Source organism: Streptomyces sp. NBC_01288, from assembly GCF_035982055.1.
GTDB lineage: Bacteria > Actinomycetota > Actinomycetes > Streptomycetales > Streptomycetaceae > Streptomyces.
In genome coordinates this window covers 1,034,061-1,049,620 of record NZ_CP108427.1, presented here as the reverse complement: position 1 = coordinate 1,049,620, position 15,560 = coordinate 1,034,061, and the positions used below count along the sequence as shown (strand labels likewise).

Sequence of the window (15,560 nt, the reverse complement as noted above, 5' to 3'; positions counted from 1 at the left end):
ACCGAGCTACGGAGCACCCCACATGCATGACGACCGCAGCCTGGTCGAAGCCCGCCTCAAGCGCGTCCTCGAAGAGCGCATCCGTCCCGCCGTGTACCCCGAGTCCGTGCCGCTGGAGGTGGCCGTCTGGCACGCGCCCGACGAGCCGGTGCCCGTGGCCGAGGGGCTCGCGGGCACACCCGAACCGATCGAGGTGGGTGCCCGGTGGGGTGCTCCCTGGGGCACCAGCTGGTTCCGCGTCACCGGGACCGTCCCCCAGGAGTGGGCCGGGAAGACCGTCGAGGCGCTGCTCGACCTCGGCTTCGACGAGAACATGCCCGGCTTCCAGTGCGAGGGCCTCGTCTACCGGCCCGACGGCACCCCGGTGAAGGGCCTCAACCCGCGCAACCAGTGGGTCAGGATCGGGGCGCCCGTCGCCGGCGGCGAGGAGGTGCGGCTGCACATCGAGGCCGCCTCGAACCCCGTCGTCCTCGACTACCACCCCTTCCTGCCCACCCAGTTGGGCGACAAGGAGACGGCCGGCAGCGAGCCCCAGTACAAGCTGACCCGCATGGACCTCGCCGTCCTCGACGAGAACGTGTGGAATCTCGTCCTCGATCTGGAGGTCGTCGGCGAGCTGATGGCCGAGCTGCCGGTGGACTCGGCGCGCCGCTGGGATCTCCTGCGGGCGATCGAGAAGGCGCTGGACGCCGTCGACCTCCAGGACGTCAACGGCACGGCGGAGCACGCACGTTCACAGCTCTCGGCCGTTCTGTCGACGCCCGCCGTGCCGTCCGCGCACCGCATCAGCGCGATCGGGCACGCGCACATCGACTCGGCGTGGCTGTGGCCGTTGCGCGAGACGGTCCGCAAGGTGGCCCGCACAACGTCCAACATGACGGCCCTGCTTGAGGACGAACCCGACTTCATCTTCGCCATGTCGCAGGCCCAGCAGTGGGCCTGGGTGAAGGAGCACCGGCCCGAGGTGTGGGCGCGGGTCAAGAAGGCGGTGGCGGACGGGCGGTTCGTGCCGGCCGGTGGCATGTGGGTGGAGTCGGACACCAACATGCCGGGCTCGGAGGCGATGGCCCGTCAGTTCGTGCACGGGAAGCGGTTCTTCCTCGACGAGTTCGGCATCGAGAACGAGGAGGCATGGCTGCCCGACACCTTCGGCTTCGCCGCCGGACTGCCGCAGATCATCAAGGCAGCCGGTTCCAAGTGGCTGCTCACGCAGAAGATCTCATGGTCCCAGACCAACAAGTTCCCGCACCACACCTTCCGTTGGGAGGGCATCGACGGCACCCGGATCTTCACCCACTTCCCGCCCGTCGACACCTACAACTGCTCCATGCAGGGCCGCGAGATCGCCCACGCGGCACGCAACTTCAAGGACAAGGGCGTCGCCCGGCACTCCCTCGCGCCCACCGGCTGGGGCGACGGAGGCGGCGGCACGACCCGTGAGATGGTCGCCAAGGCGGCCCGGCTGCGCGACCTCGAAGGCTCGGCGACCGTGGCCTGGGAGACACCGAAGGAGTTCTTCGAGAAGGCCGAGGCCGAGTACCCCGAACCCCCGGTCTGGGTCGGCGAGTTGTACCTCGAACTGCACCGCGCCACCCTCACCAGCCAGGCCAAGACCAAGCAGGGCAACCGGCGCAGCGAACACCTCCTGCGTGAGGCGGAGTTGTGGGCGGCGACGGCCGCGGTCCGGGTCGGATTCCCGTACCCGTACGAGGACTTGGACCGGATCTGGAAGACGGTGCTGCTCCATCAGTTCCACGACATCCTGCCCGGATCGTCCATCGCCTGGGTGCACCGCGAGGCCCGCCGGACGTACCAGCGGATCGCCTCGGAACTGAACGCCATCATCGACGCGGCCCAGCGCGCGCTGGCGGGGGAGGGGACGACCACCCTCGTCTTCAACTCGGCGCCCCACACCCGCGAAGGCGTCCCTGCAGGCGGCGCGCAGACCCCGGAGGTCCAGGGCGAGACGGCGCTCGTGACCCGGGCCGGCGGCGGACACGTACTGGAGAACGGCCTCCTCCGCGTCGAGATCGACGCCCGGGGACTCGTCGTCTCCGCCTACGACATCGAGGCCGACCGCGAGACGATCGCCCCCGGCCGGGCCGCGAACCTGCTCCAACTCCACCCGGACTTCCCGAACATGTGGGACGCCTGGGACGTCGACGAGTTCTACCGCAACACGGTCGCGGACCTCACGGAGGCGGACGAGGTCGTGGCCGACGGGAACGCCGTGCGGATCGTACGGACCTTCGGCGAGTCCAAGGTCACCCAACTCCTGTCCCTGGCGCCCGGGGAGCGGCGGCTGCTCATCGACACCGAGGTCGACTGGCACGAGACCGAGAAGTTCCTCAAGCTCGCCTTCCCGCTGGACGTGCACGCCGAACGGTACGCGTCCGAGACCCAGTTCGGGCACTTCCACCGGCCCACGCACACCAACACCTCATGGGAGGCGGCCAAGTTCGAGGCCTGCAACCATCGCTTCGTCCACATGGAGGAGCCCGGCTGGGGCGTCGCCGTCGTCAACGACTCGACGTACGGCCACGATGTGACCCGTACGGTCCGAGGTGACGGCGACAACGGTACGACCACCACGGTCCGCGTCTCCCTCCTCCGTGCCCCGCGCTTCCCGGACCCCGAGACCGACCAGGGCGTCCACCGCTTCCGGCACGCACTGGTGCCCGGCGCGGGCATCGGCGACGCCGTCCGCGAGGGCTGGCGGATCAACCTGCCCGAGCGGCGAGTCGAGGGCGCGCAGGAGGTCGCGCCGCTGGTGAGCGTCGACCTGGACGCGGTCGTCGTCACGGCGGTGAAACTGGCCGACGACGGGAACGGTGACGTCGTGGTCCGGTTCCACGAGGCACACGGGGGGCGGGCCAGGGCGACACTGACGGTGGGCTTCGCCTTCGACGCGGTGGAGGTCGTAGACCTGCTGGAGCGGCCGTCGGCCGACACCGAGGAGGTGACCCGCGAGGGCGATCAACTCACCTTGCGGCTGCGCCCGTTCGAGCTGGTGACGCTGCGGCTTCGTCGGTCCTGACCCGGAACGGCTTTCGCCGACGGCCGTGATCGCCCGATGATGTGGCGATGAGACGAAGAACGGCCGTCGGCCAGGCCTGGGCCTCCCAACCCGATCCTCTGCTCGGGCTTGCCCGGCAGGAGTTGGAGTTCTACGCGGGAGCGTGCGACCGGGCGAGGTGGCTGCACTACACGACGGAACTCGGCGCCCTCGCCGCCACGTCCGCGACGGTCGTGGCGGCGGGCCTGCACGCACCCGCCTGGCTCACCGCCCTGATCGCGGGCGCCGCCGTCTTCTTCACCGGCATGCGCCAACTCTTCAGCCCCGGCTCACGCTGGGTGCTGGCCGCACAGGCACGGGAGAGCCTGCGGCGGGCGATCGACCACTACCTGCTGCTCCCGCAGGGCGAGCGCGACGCGGACGCGCGGGCCGCCCTGCACCGGGCGATCGATGAGGTGGGTACCAGCGAACTGCGCGGATGGGCGGAGGTCCAGGGCCAACGCGGCGAACCGCCGCTGCCTGCCTCCGGCGTTTGAGGCGTGGGTCAGGGCGGATGCTCTCGGTTGTTTGCTGCGGGCGCGTGGGGGCTGGTCGCGCCCGCGCGGCGGAGCCGCATATCGATGCAGCCCCGCGCGCCTGGAGGACTTGCCCCTTCGGGGCTCAGTCCTCCTCCGGCGGGTCTCCCTGCGCGGGCGGAGACAGAGCGCACAGTGCAGAGTGGCTGCCCTTGTCCGCTGTTCGCCGACGACCAGCACAGCCCGGATGCCAGGGCGCCTGAACCTCTGCTTCTAGGGGGCGAGTTGCGCCCGCAGCCACTCCTCGACCTCACCCACGTGCGAGGCCGCCGCAGCCCGTGCCGCCTCCGGGTCGCGGGCGACCAGCGCGCGGTGGATCGCGGCGTGTTCGCGGCGGGTGCGGGCGAAGGCGCCCTCCTCCTGGTAGCCGCGCCAGACCCGGGCCCGGAACGTGCGGGACGAGAGGCCCTCCAGGATCGCGGCCATGGTGTCGTTGCCGGCGGCGGCGGCGATCTCGCGGTGGAAGGCGAGATCGTGGGCGAGGATCTCCTCGGGGTCGTCGGTGGCGTTCATCGCCGTGAGGTGTTTCTCGACCTCGGCCAGCTGGTCCGGGGTGATGCGGGCCGCGGCCAGGGCCGTCGCCGTCGACTCCAGGATGCGGCGGACTTCGAGGAGTTCCACCAGACCTGGGCCGCGCGAGAGATCGGCGACGACACCGAAGGTCTCCAGCAGGTCGCCGGCCTCCAGCTGCGTGACGTAGATCCCCGAACCGTGCCGCGCCTCCAGCACGCCCAGCACCGTGAGCGCGCGGATCGCCTCGCGCATCGAGCTGCGGGAGATGCCCAGTTGGGCCGCGAGATCGCGCTCGGTGGGCAGCCGCTGGCCCGGCTCCAGGCGGCCCTCGCCGATCAACGCCTTGATCGAGTCGATGGCGCGCTGCGTCACCGTGCCCTTCGGCGGAGCGGCCACCGGGTCCGTCCCACTCGGCAGGGTCTCGTCCACGCCACTCCTCCTGTCGCCGGTCCGCGCAGTCTAGTCACGGATGTGGTCCGACCACTACGGCCCGAAACCGCGAAAATTTGGCTCCTGAGGGTGTTGCAGCCCCGAAGTGGTCTGATAAATATTCCGGCAACTGCTCGAACCCGCTCGATGAGGAGCCCGACAGATGGCCGGCAGGACAGTGCGGAACGGACGGCAAGGCAGACGACTGACCGCGTGGGCGGTGCGTGCGACGGCGGCGGCCGCGTGCGGCACCCTCGCGCTCACGGCGTGCGGCAGCACCAAGGACACCGGCGCGTCCAGCTCCGGCGGGGGCGGCACGGGCAAGGTCGGGGTGATCCTGCCCCTGCTGACCTCGCCGTTCTGGCAGTCGTACAACGACTACGTGCCGAAGATGGCGAAGTCCGAAGGTGTCCAGGCACTGAAGACGGTCAACTCCAACAGCGACCCCTCGCAGCAGATCACCGACATCAACAACGAGCTGAACCAGGGCGTCAAGGGCCTGGTCGTCGCCCCGCTGGACAGTGCCGCCATCGAAGCCGGCCTCGACCAGGCCGAGCGCAAGGGCGTGCCGGTCGTCGCCGTCGACGTGGCGCCCGACAAGGGCAAGGTCGCGATGGTCGTGCGCGCCGACAACGTCGCGTACGGCGAGAAGGCATGCGAGTACCTCGGGGCACACATCACCAGCGGCAAGGTCGTGCAGATCATGGGCGATCTGGCGTCCGTCAACGGCCGTGACAGGTCAGAGGCGTTCAGGGCCTGCGTCAAGAAGAAGTACCCGAAGCTCAAGGTCCTGGAGATCCCCGCCAAGTGGGAGTCCGACACGGCCGCCTCCAAGCTCGACACGCTCCTCAACGCCAACCCCGACATCAAGGGCATCTACATGCAGGCGGGCGGCGTCTACCTCGCGCCCACCCTCCAAACCCTCAAGTCGAAGGGCCTGTTGAAGAAGGCGGGCACGGCCGGGCACATCACGATCGTCTCGAACGACGGCATCCCGCAGGAGTTCGACGCGATCCGCAAGGGCGAGATCGACGCCACCGTGTCCCAACCGGCCGACGCCTACGCCAAGTACGGCATGTACTACATCAAGGCCGCGATGGCGGGGAAGACCTTCAAGCCCGGCCCCACCGACCACGACTCCACGATCGTCAAGCTGCCCAGCGGCATCCTGGAGGACCAGCTCCCCGCGCCCCTGGTCACCAAGGACAACGTCGACGACCCCAAGCTCTGGGGCAACACGGTCAAATGAGCAGCCCACTGACCACTCCGCTGGTGGAGGCGACGGGAATCGTCAAGCGCTACGGCCCCACCGTCGCCCTCGCCGACGGTCGACTGACCGTACTGCCCGGCGAGTCCCACGCCCTCGTCGGCCGCAACGGCGCCGGCAAGTCCACCCTCGTCACCGTCCTCACCGGACTCCAGGCCCCCGACGAGGGCACGGTCCGCTTCGACGGCGAGCCCGCGCCCCCGCTCACCGACCGCGACGCCTGGCGTGCCAAGGTGGCCTGCGTCTATCAAAAGCCAACCGTGGTACCCGAGTTGACGGTCGCCGAGAACCTCTTCATCAACCGGCAGCCGCAGTCCCGGGGCGGCATCATCAGCTGGCGCCGGCTCCGCACCGAGGCCGCCGAACTCCTCGACACGTGGGACGTGCACGTCGACCCCGAGGCGCGCACGGCCGACCTCAAGGTCGAGGACCGCCAAATGGTGGAGATCGCACGGGCGTTGAGCTTCGGCGCCCGGTTCATCGTCCTGGACGAGCCGACCGCACAGCTCGACAACCGGGAGATCGAGCGCCTCTTCACGCGCATGCGGGCGCTCCAGGAGTCGGGCGTCACCTTCCTGTTCATCTCGCACCACCTCCAGGAGGTGTACGAGGTGTGCCAGACCGTCACGGTGCTGCGCGACGCCCGCTGGATCACGACCGCACCCGTCGCCGACCTTCCGCGCCGGGCCCTGGTGGAGGCGATGGCGGGGGAGTCGATCGCCGAACTGGAGGTCCAGCTCAGGGAGTTGGACACCGAAGCGCCCGTCCTCCTCGACGCGCGCGGGCTCACCTCCGAGTCGTACGAGGACGTCGACCTCACCGTCCGCCGGGGTGAAGTCGTCGGACTCGCCGGATCGAGCGGCAGCGGCAAGGTCGAACTGGCCGAGTCCTTCACCGGGTTGTACACACCCACGGGTGGTACCGCTCAACTCGACGGCGAGCAGCTGCCGTTCGGGGATGTGCCGGCCGCCCTGAAGGCCGGTGTCGGATGTGTGCCGCGCGACCGGCACGGGCAGGGGCTGGTCTTCGGCATGTCCATCGGGGACAACGCCACCATGACGGTCCTGGACCGGCTCGGCCGCTTCGGGTTCGTCGGCACCGAGCGCAAGCGCGCGTTCGCCACCGAGCTGATCGACCGGCTCGACATCCACACCGAGGGCCCCGAACAGCCCGTCTCCGACCTGTCCGGCGGCAACGCGCAGAAGGTCGTCATGGCCCGCGCGCTCGCCTCCGACCCCAGGCTGCTGGTCCTCATCAACCCCACCGCGGGCGTCGACGTGAAGTCCAAGGAGTCACTGCTGGCCCGCATGGACAGCGCCCGCGACGACGGCACCGCCGTGCTCGTCGTCTCCGACGAACTCGACGACCTGCGGCGCTGCGACCGCGTCCTCGTCCTCTTCCACGGCCGCGTCGTCGCCGAGCACCCGGCGGGCTGGCGCGACCACGAGCTGATCGCCTCCATCGAAGGAGTGGACCATGGCTGACACCAAGGCGGCCCCGCCGCTCGCCGCCCCACGCGCCACCGGGGCGGGCTCGGCCCGGACGGTCCTGCTCCGCAGGGCCCGTGAACTCGCCCTCGTACCGGCCCTGTTGGTGCTCCTGGTGCTCGGCGCGATCGTCAACGACTCGTTCCTCACCGAGCGGAACCTGATCTCCATCCTGGGCGCCTCCGCCGCGCTCGCGATGGTCGTCCTCGCCGAGTCGCTGATCCTCATCACCGGCAAGATCGACCTGTCGCTGGAGTCGGTGGTCGGCATCGCGCCCGCCATCGGCGCCCTGCTGGTGCTGCCGACCGCCGAGTCCGGCTGGGGCACGGAATGGTCGGCCCCGCTCGCCCTCGTCGCGATCCTCGTGGTCGGTGGGATCATCGGCGCGTTCAACGGCATCCTCGTGGTGAAGTTCAAGCTCAACGCCTTCATCGTCACCCTCGCCATGCTGATCGTGCTGCGCGGTCTGCTGGTCGGCGCCACCAAGGGCAAGACGCTGTTCGGGATGCCCGACTCCTTCTTCACCCTGGCCACCAGTACCTTCCTGAACGTCCCGATGTCGGTGTGGCTGGCGGCCATCTGCTTCGCGATCGCCGGGTTCGTGCTCAAGTACCACCGCGTCGGCCGCGCCCTGTACGCGATCGGCGGCAACCAGGAGGCGGCCCGCGCGGCAGGCATCCGCGTCGACCGGATGCTCCTCGGGGTGTCCGTCGTCGCCGGCGTGCTCGCCTCGGTCGGCGGGATCATGCAGACCGGCTACGTCGGCGCGATCAGCGCCAACCAGGGCAACAACATGATCTTCACCGTGATGGCCGCCGCGGTCATCGGCGGCATCAGCCTCGACGGCGGCAAGGGCACCATGTTCGGTGCTCTAACAGGCGTACTCCTGCTTGGAGTTGTCCAGAACCTCCTCACCCTCGCCCAGGTCCCGTCCTTCTGGATCCAGGCCATCTACGGCGGGATCATCCTGGTCGCCCTCATGATCGCCCGCGTGACGACCGGCCGCGCCCAGGACTGACCCACCGGCCTCCGGCACCCGCACGGCACCGGATCCCTGTTCCCGACCGAAAGGCCCTCCGTGTCCCCGACCCCCGCCCGCGTCATCGCGGTCGACACCTACGACATCCGTTTCCCCACCTCGCGCGAGCTCGACGGCTCCGACGCGATGAACCCGGACCCCGACTACTCGGCCGCGTACGTCGTGCTGCGCACCGACGCGGCCGACGGGCACGAGGGGCACGGGTTCTCCTTCACCATCGGGCGGGGCAACGATGTCCAGGTCGCCGCGATCGACGCGCTGCGGGACCATGTGATCGGCCTGTCCGTGGACCAACTCTGCGCGGATCCCGGGTCGTTGAACCGCGAGCTGATCGGCGACAGTCAACTCCGCTGGCTGGGGCCCGAGAAGGGCGTGATGCATATGGCGATCGGCGCCGTGGTCAACGCGGCCTGGGACCTCACGGCCAAGCGCGCGGGCAAGCCGCTGTGGCAGCTCCTCGCCGACGCCGACCCCGAATGGCTAGTCAGTCAGATCGACTTCAGGTACATCACCGACGCGCTCACCCCGGCCGAGGCCCTCGACATCCTGCGCCGCGGGAAAGCGGGCGCGGAAGGCCGTAGGAACACCCTGTTGGACCGCGGCTTCCCCGCCTACACCACCTCCCCCGGCTGGCTCGGCTACGACGACGAGAAGCTCACCCGGCTCGCGGTGCAGGCCGTCGCCGACGGCTTCCGGCAGATCAAGCTGAAGGTCGGCGCGGACCTCGACGACGACATCCGCCGTTGCCGGGTGGCCCGTTCGGTGGTCGGCCCCGACATCCGGATGGCGATCGACGCCAACCAGCGCTGGGACGTGGCCGAGGCGATCCGCTGGACCAAGGCCCTCGCCGAGTTCGACCCGTACTGGATCGAGGAACCCACCAGCCCCGACGACGTGTTGGGCCACGCCACGATCCGCGCCGCCGTCGCCCCGGTCAAGGTCGCCACCGGCGAACACGTCCAGAACCGCATCGTCTTCAAGCAGTTGCTCCAGGCCGGCGCCCTCGACATCCTCCAGATAGACGCGGCCCGCGTCGGCGGCGTCAACGAGAACCTCGCGATCCTGCTGCTCGCCGCCAAGTTCGGCATCCCCGTCTGCCCGCACGCGGGCGGCGTCGGACTGTGCGAACTCGTCCAGCATCTCTCGATGTTCGACTACCTCGCCGTCTCCGGGACCACCGACGACCGCGTCATCGAGTACGTCGATCATCTGCACGACCACTTCCTCGATCCGGTGGTGATCCGCGAAGGTCATTACATGGCACCCACCGCACCCGGGTTCTCGGCCACCATGCGGCCCGAGTCCATCGCGCGCTACACGTTCCCCGGCGGCACCTTCTGGGCCGCCGACCTCGACCGCCAGAAGGGACACGCGGCATGACCGACTTCGAGGGCCTCAAGGCCCTGGTCACCGGAGGCGCCTCCGGCATCGGCCGGGCCACCGCCGAACTCCTCGCCGAACGCGGCGCGTTGGTCGCCGTGCTCGACCTGGACCCGAGCAGCGTCGAGAAGCCGCTGCTCGGCTACCGCGCCGACGTCACCGACGACGCCTCCGTACGCCAGGCCGTGGCCGCCGCCGTCGCCGACCTCGGCGGACTCGACGTGGTGGTCAACAACGCGGGCATCGGCGCGCAGGGCACCGTCGAGGACAACGACGACGAGGAATGGCACCGCGTCCTCAACGTGAACGTCATCGGCATGGTCCGCGTCGCCCGGGCCGCGCTCCCGCATCTGCGCGAGTCGTCCCACGCGGCGATCGTCAACACCTGCTCCATCGCGGCCACGGCGGGTCTCCCGCAGCGCGCGCTGTACAGCGCGACCAAGGGCGCCGTGTACTCCCTCACCCTCGCCATGGCCGCCGACCACCTCCGCGAGGGCGTCCGCGTCAACTGCGTCAACCCCGGTACGGCGGACACCCCTTGGGTCGGCCGGCTCCTCGACTCGGCATCCGACCCGGCCGCCGAACGCGCCGCCCTGGCCGCCCGCCAGCCCTCGGGACGCCTTGTCTCGGCGGCCGAAGTCGCGGGCGCCATCGCCTACTTGGCGAGCCCGCTGTCCGGCGCCACCACCGGCACGTCGCTCGCCGTGGACGGTGGCATGCAGGGCCTGCGGCTGAGGCCGGTGGGCCAGTGAGCGCCCTCGGGGAGAGCGGGGTCGAGGTCAGCGGGCTGGGCTTCGGCGGCGCGGCGATCGCCAACCTGTACACCGAGGTGAGCGACGACCAGGCACACCGGGCCGTCAACACGGCCTGGCAGCAGGGCATTCGCTACTTCGACACCGCACCGCACTACGGCCTCGGGCTCTCCGAGCGGCGCCTGGGTGCGGCCCTGCGCGAGTACCCGCGCTCGTCGTACGCGATCTCCACCAAGGTCGGACGGCGCCTGGAACCCGTGGAGACGGCGACCGGCGACGACCTCGCCAACGGCTTCGCCGTGCCCGCCACCCAGCGCCGCGTATGGGACTTCAGCGCGGATGGGGTACGCCGCACCCTGGACGCCAGCCTGGAACGGCTCGGCCTCGACCGCGTCGACATCGTCTACCTCCACGACCCCGACGACCACGCCGAACAGGCCTTCCGCGAGGGCTATCCGGCCCTGGAGAAGCTCCGCGCGGAGGGCGTCGTCGGCGCGATCGGCGCGGGCATGAACCAGGCCGAGATGCTCACCCGGTTCGTCCAGGACACGGACATGGACGTGGTGCTGTGCGCGGGCCGCTACACCCTGCTCGACCAGAGCGCCCTCGCCGAACTGCTCCCGGCCGCCGTCGCACGCGGCAAGTCGGTGGTCGTCGGCGGGGCCTTCAACTCCGGTCTGCTGGCGGACCCGAAGCCGGACGCGACGTACAACTACGCCCAGGCACCGGCGGAGTTGCTGGACCGCGCCCTGCGCATGAAGGACGTGGCCGAGCGTCACGGCATCACTCTGCGAGCCGCCGCCCTGGCCTTCTGCGCGGCTCACCCGGCCGTGGCCAGTGTCCTGGTCGGCGCCCGCTCGGAGGCCGAAGTACGGGACTGCGCGGAGCAGTTCGCCCTCCCCGTGCCCGCCGCGTTCTGGCAGGAACTGCGGGACACGGGCCTCCTGTCGACGGACGCCCCCGTCCCCACCCAGGAGCCGTCATGAGAGTCGCCCTGCACACCAAGGTCCGCCCCGACCGCATCGCCGAGTACGAGAACGCCCACCACGACGTCCCCAAGGAACTCACCGCCGCGATCCGCGCCGCCGGTGCCACCTCCTGGACGATCTGGCGCAGCGGCACCGACCTCTTCCACGTCCTGGACTGCGACGACTACGCCCGCCTGCTCGCCGAGTTGGACCAGCTCCCGGTGAACGTGGCCTGGCAGGCCCGCATGGCGCAGCTCCTCACCGTGGTGCACGACTACTCCGGCGAGGGCACCGACGCCGGCCTGCCCGTCGTATGGGAGCTGCCATGACCGTCGACGCCCACCACCACGTCTGGGACCTCTCGGTCCGCGACCAGGACTGGATCACCGGCCCTGAACTCCAGCCCCTGCGCCGCGACTTCACCGTCACCGACCTCGAACCCGAGGCGCGGGCGGCCGGCGTCGACCGGACCGTCCTCGTCCAGACGATCACCGTCGCCGAGGAGACCCCGGAGTTCCTCGCCCTCGCCGACGCGCACGACCTGATCGCCGGAGTCGTCGGCTGGACCGACCTCACCCGCCCCGACATCACCGACGAACTGGCCCGCCTGCGCGAACTCCCCGGCGGCCACTGCCTCAAGGGCATCCGCCACCAGGTACAGGGCGAGCCCGACCCGAACTGGCTGCTGCGCCCGGACGTCCGCCGAGGCCTCACCGCCGTCGCCGACGCGGGACTCGTCTACGACCTGCTGGTCCTGCCCCACCAGTTCCCGGCCGCCGTGGAGGTGGCCGCCTCCCTGCCCCAACTCGCCTTCGTCCTCGACCACTTGGGCAAGCCGCCCATCGCCTCGGGACAGCTGGAACCCTGGACGGCCTCCCTCCGCTCCCTCGCCGCACTCCCCAACGCGTACTGCAAACTGTCCGGCCTGGTCACGGAGGCCGACTGGAAGACCTGGAGCACGGAGGACCTCCACCCGTACGCGGACACCGCGCTCGACGCCTTCGGCCCGGGCCGCCTGATGTTCGGCTCGGACTGGCCGGTCTGCACGCTGGCGGCGACGTACGGCGAAGTCGCGGAAGCGGCAGGCGAGTTGACCGACGATCTCAGTGCGGCCGAACGCGCCGAGGTCCTCGAAGGCACCGCCACCCGCGTCTACGGCCTCTGAGTTTCTGCCGCCAGCCTTGTCGGCGGCAGATACTCCCGCACGAACGCCCGCTCCCAGCAGGCGCCCGTCTCCCTCAACTCCCGCCAACTCGTGTAGCGGTAGCGGAAGAGACGGGCCCGGACGAAGTGCGGCGGTGCGTCGGGCGGGAACGGGGAGCGGCGCAACAGTCGTAGCGTGTCCGGGTCGTTCTCCAGGAGGCGTTCCACCAGGGCGCCGAACCACGGGTCGGCGTAGCCGGGGGAGAGGGCCGCGAACCACATCATCCAGTCCAGCCGCAGATGGTACGGCGCGAACTGGCGTGGCCAGCGCCGTGGATCGCCCGGCTTGCCCTTGAACTCGTACTCCCGCCAGTCGGAGTCCTCCCGGGGTACGGCGTCCGTCGTGCCCTCGACCACCACCTCGTGGCGGACGCGGCTGACGGTGCCGAACGCGCCGTAGGAATTGACCAGGTGGAGCGGGTCGAAGGAACGGTTCATGATCTGGCGGCGGGAGATCATGTTGCGGACCGGGCGGTTGCTGAGCCAGAGCAGCAGGGCGGCGACCGCGAGGACCACGGCCTCGTACCAGAGGGGTGGGTCGGGTACGGGCGGTGGTGTGTGGGGGAACCGGATCGCGGAGAGGGCCAGCACGATGGTGATCCAGTTCAGCCAGGAGAAGTTGCCGGACAGGACCAGCCACAGCTGCGTGGCGATCATCAGGGACGCTGCGACCGTCGCGATGGGCTGAGGGGTGAACAGCAGGACAGGGACGACGAGTTGGGTGATGTGGTTGGCCGCCACCTCGACCCGGTGCAGGGGGCGGGGGAGGTGGTGGAAGAACCAGCTCAGCGGGCCCGGCATCGGCTGTGTCTCGTGGTGGAAGTCCAGGCAGGTGAGCTTCCGCCAGCACGCGTCGCCGCGCAGCTTGATCAGGCCCGCGCCGAACTCCACCCGGAACAGGATCCAGCGGAGCAGGAACAGCACCACGACCGGCGGGGCCACCTCGTCGTTGCCGAGGAAGACGGCCAGGAAGCCCACCTCCAGCAACAGTGACTCCCAGCCGAACGCGTACCAGGTCTGGCCCACGTTGACGATCGACAGGTACAGCACCCACGGCACCAGCCACAGCAACATTGCGGCCCAGAGCGGGAGTTGGGAGTCGAGCCCGGCCGCGAGCGCCGCCGACACCGCGCAGCCCGTCCATGCACAGATAGCGAAGAAGCGGTCCGTGTAGTGGAGTTGGAAGATGCCCGGGGCTCGGCGGAACGGCATCCGGGCGAGGAGGCGGGGGACCGGCAGCATGCCGCGTTCGCCGATCAGCGCGCGGAACTGGCGGGCCGCCGTGAGGAACGCGACCAGGTAGACGCCGGCCAGAGCCCGCTGGAAGACCAGTCGGCTCAGCCAGTAGTCGGGTGCCGTGAACCATCCCATGTCCGGTGCGTTCCTCCCTTTCGCCGTCGCGCCTGAACAGCTTCGTCGTCACGCCCGACAAGGGCCTCACTCTCCGTGTTCCATGCCTCCGGTTGCGTAACCCAAGTGAGTGAAGCAGACAATAGTGGCGAATCACCCGGCTTGAGGCGGGAGAGCACGGTGCGCATATCCACCGGAACCATCGCCACGGCCTGCGCGCTCTCGGCGACGCTCCTCGTCGCCGGGTGCGGCGGCGACGGCGGCAAGGACACGAAGTCGAGCGGCGAGGTCTTTCTTCAGCCCGTCGCGGCACAGGGCCCCGACCCCTTCACGGACTCCACGGCCACCGCGCCGAGCGTCCCACCACGGGTCACCCGAACGCCGCAGTCCACACCCCGGAAGTCTCCGCCTCCACAGGTGACACCCACGGGGACCGTGTCCACGCCCTCCGGCCACATGCGTTCCGTCTCCGGCGCCACACCCGGGCTGTACGGCGGGACCGCGCGGACCGGCAGCTGTGACGTCGAGCGGCAGATCTCCTATCTCACCCGGGACCAGGCCAAGGCCCGCGCCTTCGCGCAGGCCGAGGGGATCTCCCCGGGCGGGATCCCCGGCTATCTGCGCGGGCTGACCTCGGTCGTACTGCGCGCCGACACGCAGGTCACCAACCACGGGTTCCGGGACGCTCGGGTGACCGGGTTCCAGTCGGTCCTCCAGGCCGGTACCGCCGTCCTCGTCGACAACCGGGGCGTGCCCCGGGTCCGCTGCGCCTGCGGCAACCCGCTCAAGGCAGGTGCGTCGACCCAGGGTGCGATGGCCGACGGCGGGCGGTCCTGGTCCGGGTTCCGGCCGGCCGAGGTGGTCGTGGTGACCCCGGCGCCCCAGGTGATCACCGACATCACGATCATCAACATCGTCGACAACACCTGGATCGAACGGCCCCTCGGTCATCGCGGGCCCCATCACGACCACGTCGTACCCCGGCCGCCGCACGTGACACCGACGCCGACACCGTCCCGTACGGGTCCGTCGCCGCGACCGCACGACAGTGGGGCCAGCGCCTCGCCCGGCGATACGAGCCCCGCGCCGAGCAGCAGCGCGAGTACTTCTCCGGACGCCTCTCCGAGCGTCTCCCCGAGTGACGGGAGCGCCTCCCCGGGTGACGGCCAGAGCGCCGCCCCGGAGAAGTCCGCCACCGACTGCGTCACCCCGACCGTCACGGTCACCCCGGGCGCGACCGGCAACGCACCCGGCGAGGCACCCTCCCCGGGTCCCACGGACTGCCCCGCCGCCACCGTCACGGCGACCCCGACGACCAGCCCGCCCGGCAGCACGTCCACCCCCTCGCCGCGCGGAGCCACTCCGGGTGTTGGGACGCCCTCCGCGTCGGAGCCGTCCCAGGGCCAGGACTCCCCGGACGAGATCGGTCCGCCGAGCGTGCAGGAGACCCCCGACCTGCCCGACGGCGGCGGGCTGATCCCCGACGACACCACCACCGGCAGCATCTTCGACAGCCCCACGAACGTGTTCGACGGCTGACCGCGCAAGGTGCCGCCGTAGCGCTCGGACAAGTCGAAGAAT

The 15,560-nt window shown here is 70.4% G+C and carries 13 protein-coding genes; 11 read left to right on the top strand and 2 right to left on the bottom strand.

Annotation, left to right across the window (positions count from 1 at the left end; translation table 11 throughout):
- Nucleotides 1-22 precede the first annotated feature (22 nt).
- Both OG194_RS04805 and OG194_RS04800 read left to right on the top strand, forming a co-directional pair.
- Nucleotides 23-3,037, top strand: a complete 3,015-nt coding sequence (locus OG194_RS04805; protein WP_327399574.1) for an alpha-mannosidase — start codon at nt 23-25, stop codon at nt 3,035-3,037.
- A 47-nt stretch (nt 3,038-3,084) separates the two neighbouring features.
- The gene (locus OG194_RS04800; RefSeq protein ID WP_327399573.1) at nt 3,085-3,552 is read left to right on the top strand and encodes a DUF4231 domain-containing protein; all 468 of its coding nucleotides are present in this window, start codon (nt 3,085-3,087) and stop codon (nt 3,550-3,552) included.
- 252 nt (nt 3,553-3,804) lie between these two features.
- Here the strand turns inward: OG194_RS04800 and OG194_RS04795 are convergent, their stop codons facing one another.
- Nucleotides 3,805-4,533 carry a FadR/GntR family transcriptional regulator gene (locus tag OG194_RS04795; RefSeq protein WP_327399572.1) on the bottom strand — a complete coding sequence of 243 codons (729 nt, stop codon included), beginning with the start codon at nt 4,531-4,533 and terminating at the stop codon, nt 3,805-3,807.
- Nucleotides 4,534-4,696: 163 nt separating this feature from the next.
- Between OG194_RS04795 and OG194_RS04790 the strand changes: the two genes are divergently transcribed.
- From OG194_RS04790 to OG194_RS04755, 8 genes are read left to right on the top strand one after another with little or no spacing between them, the layout of a single operon-like run.
- Nucleotides 4,697-5,782, top strand: a complete 1,086-nt coding sequence (locus tag OG194_RS04790; protein WP_327399571.1) for a sugar ABC transporter substrate-binding protein — start codon at nt 4,697-4,699, stop codon at nt 5,780-5,782.
- On the top strand, nt 5,779-7,284 hold the full coding sequence (locus OG194_RS04785) for a sugar ABC transporter ATP-binding protein (protein WP_327399570.1): 1,506 nt from the start codon (nt 5,779-5,781) through the stop codon (nt 7,282-7,284). Before OG194_RS04790 ends, OG194_RS04785 begins: the two co-directional genes overlap by 4 nt.
- The gene (locus OG194_RS04780) at nt 7,277-8,305 is read left to right on the top strand and encodes an ABC transporter permease (RefSeq protein WP_327399569.1); all 1,029 of its coding nucleotides are present in this window, start codon (nt 7,277-7,279) and stop codon (nt 8,303-8,305) included. Before OG194_RS04785 ends, OG194_RS04780 begins: the two co-directional genes overlap by 8 nt.
- 60 nt (nt 8,306-8,365) lie before the next feature.
- The gene (locus OG194_RS04775; RefSeq protein ID WP_327399568.1) at nt 8,366-9,706 is read left to right on the top strand and encodes an L-fuconate dehydratase; all 1,341 of its coding nucleotides are present in this window, start codon (nt 8,366-8,368) and stop codon (nt 9,704-9,706) included.
- On the top strand, nt 9,703-10,458 hold the full coding sequence (locus OG194_RS04770) for an SDR family NAD(P)-dependent oxidoreductase (RefSeq protein ID WP_327399567.1): 756 nt from the start codon (nt 9,703-9,705) through the stop codon (nt 10,456-10,458). Before OG194_RS04775 ends, OG194_RS04770 begins: the two co-directional genes overlap by 4 nt.
- The gene (locus tag OG194_RS04765) at nt 10,455-11,444 is read left to right on the top strand and encodes an aldo/keto reductase (protein WP_327399566.1); all 990 of its coding nucleotides are present in this window, start codon (nt 10,455-10,457) and stop codon (nt 11,442-11,444) included. The genes OG194_RS04770 and OG194_RS04765 overlap by 4 nt, the downstream gene beginning before the upstream one ends.
- Nucleotides 11,441-11,755: an L-rhamnose mutarotase gene (locus tag OG194_RS04760; protein ID WP_327399565.1), complete on the top strand. Its 315-nt coding sequence runs from the start codon at nt 11,441-11,443 to the stop codon at nt 11,753-11,755. The genes OG194_RS04765 and OG194_RS04760 overlap by 4 nt, the downstream gene beginning before the upstream one ends.
- Nucleotides 11,752-12,591, top strand: coding sequence for an amidohydrolase family protein (locus OG194_RS04755; RefSeq protein ID WP_327399564.1), 840 nt, complete (start codon nt 11,752-11,754; stop codon nt 12,589-12,591). Before OG194_RS04760 ends, OG194_RS04755 begins: the two co-directional genes overlap by 4 nt.
- Here the strand turns inward: OG194_RS04755 and OG194_RS04750 are convergent.
- A complete protein-coding gene (locus OG194_RS04750; RefSeq protein ID WP_327399563.1) occupies nt 12,579-14,000 on the bottom strand; it encodes a lipase maturation factor family protein in 1,422 nt (473 codons plus the stop codon). The two genes, OG194_RS04755 and OG194_RS04750, sit on opposite strands and share 13 nt — an antisense overlap.
- 159 nt (nt 14,001-14,159) lie before the next feature.
- Here OG194_RS04750 and OG194_RS04745 point away from each other — a divergent pair, with 159 nt between their 5' ends.
- Nucleotides 14,160-15,518 (top strand): DUF6777 domain-containing protein, encoded by a 1,359-nt coding sequence (locus OG194_RS04745; protein ID WP_327399562.1) that lies wholly within the window; start codon nt 14,160-14,162, stop codon nt 15,516-15,518.
- Nucleotides 15,519-15,560 lie beyond the last annotated feature (42 nt).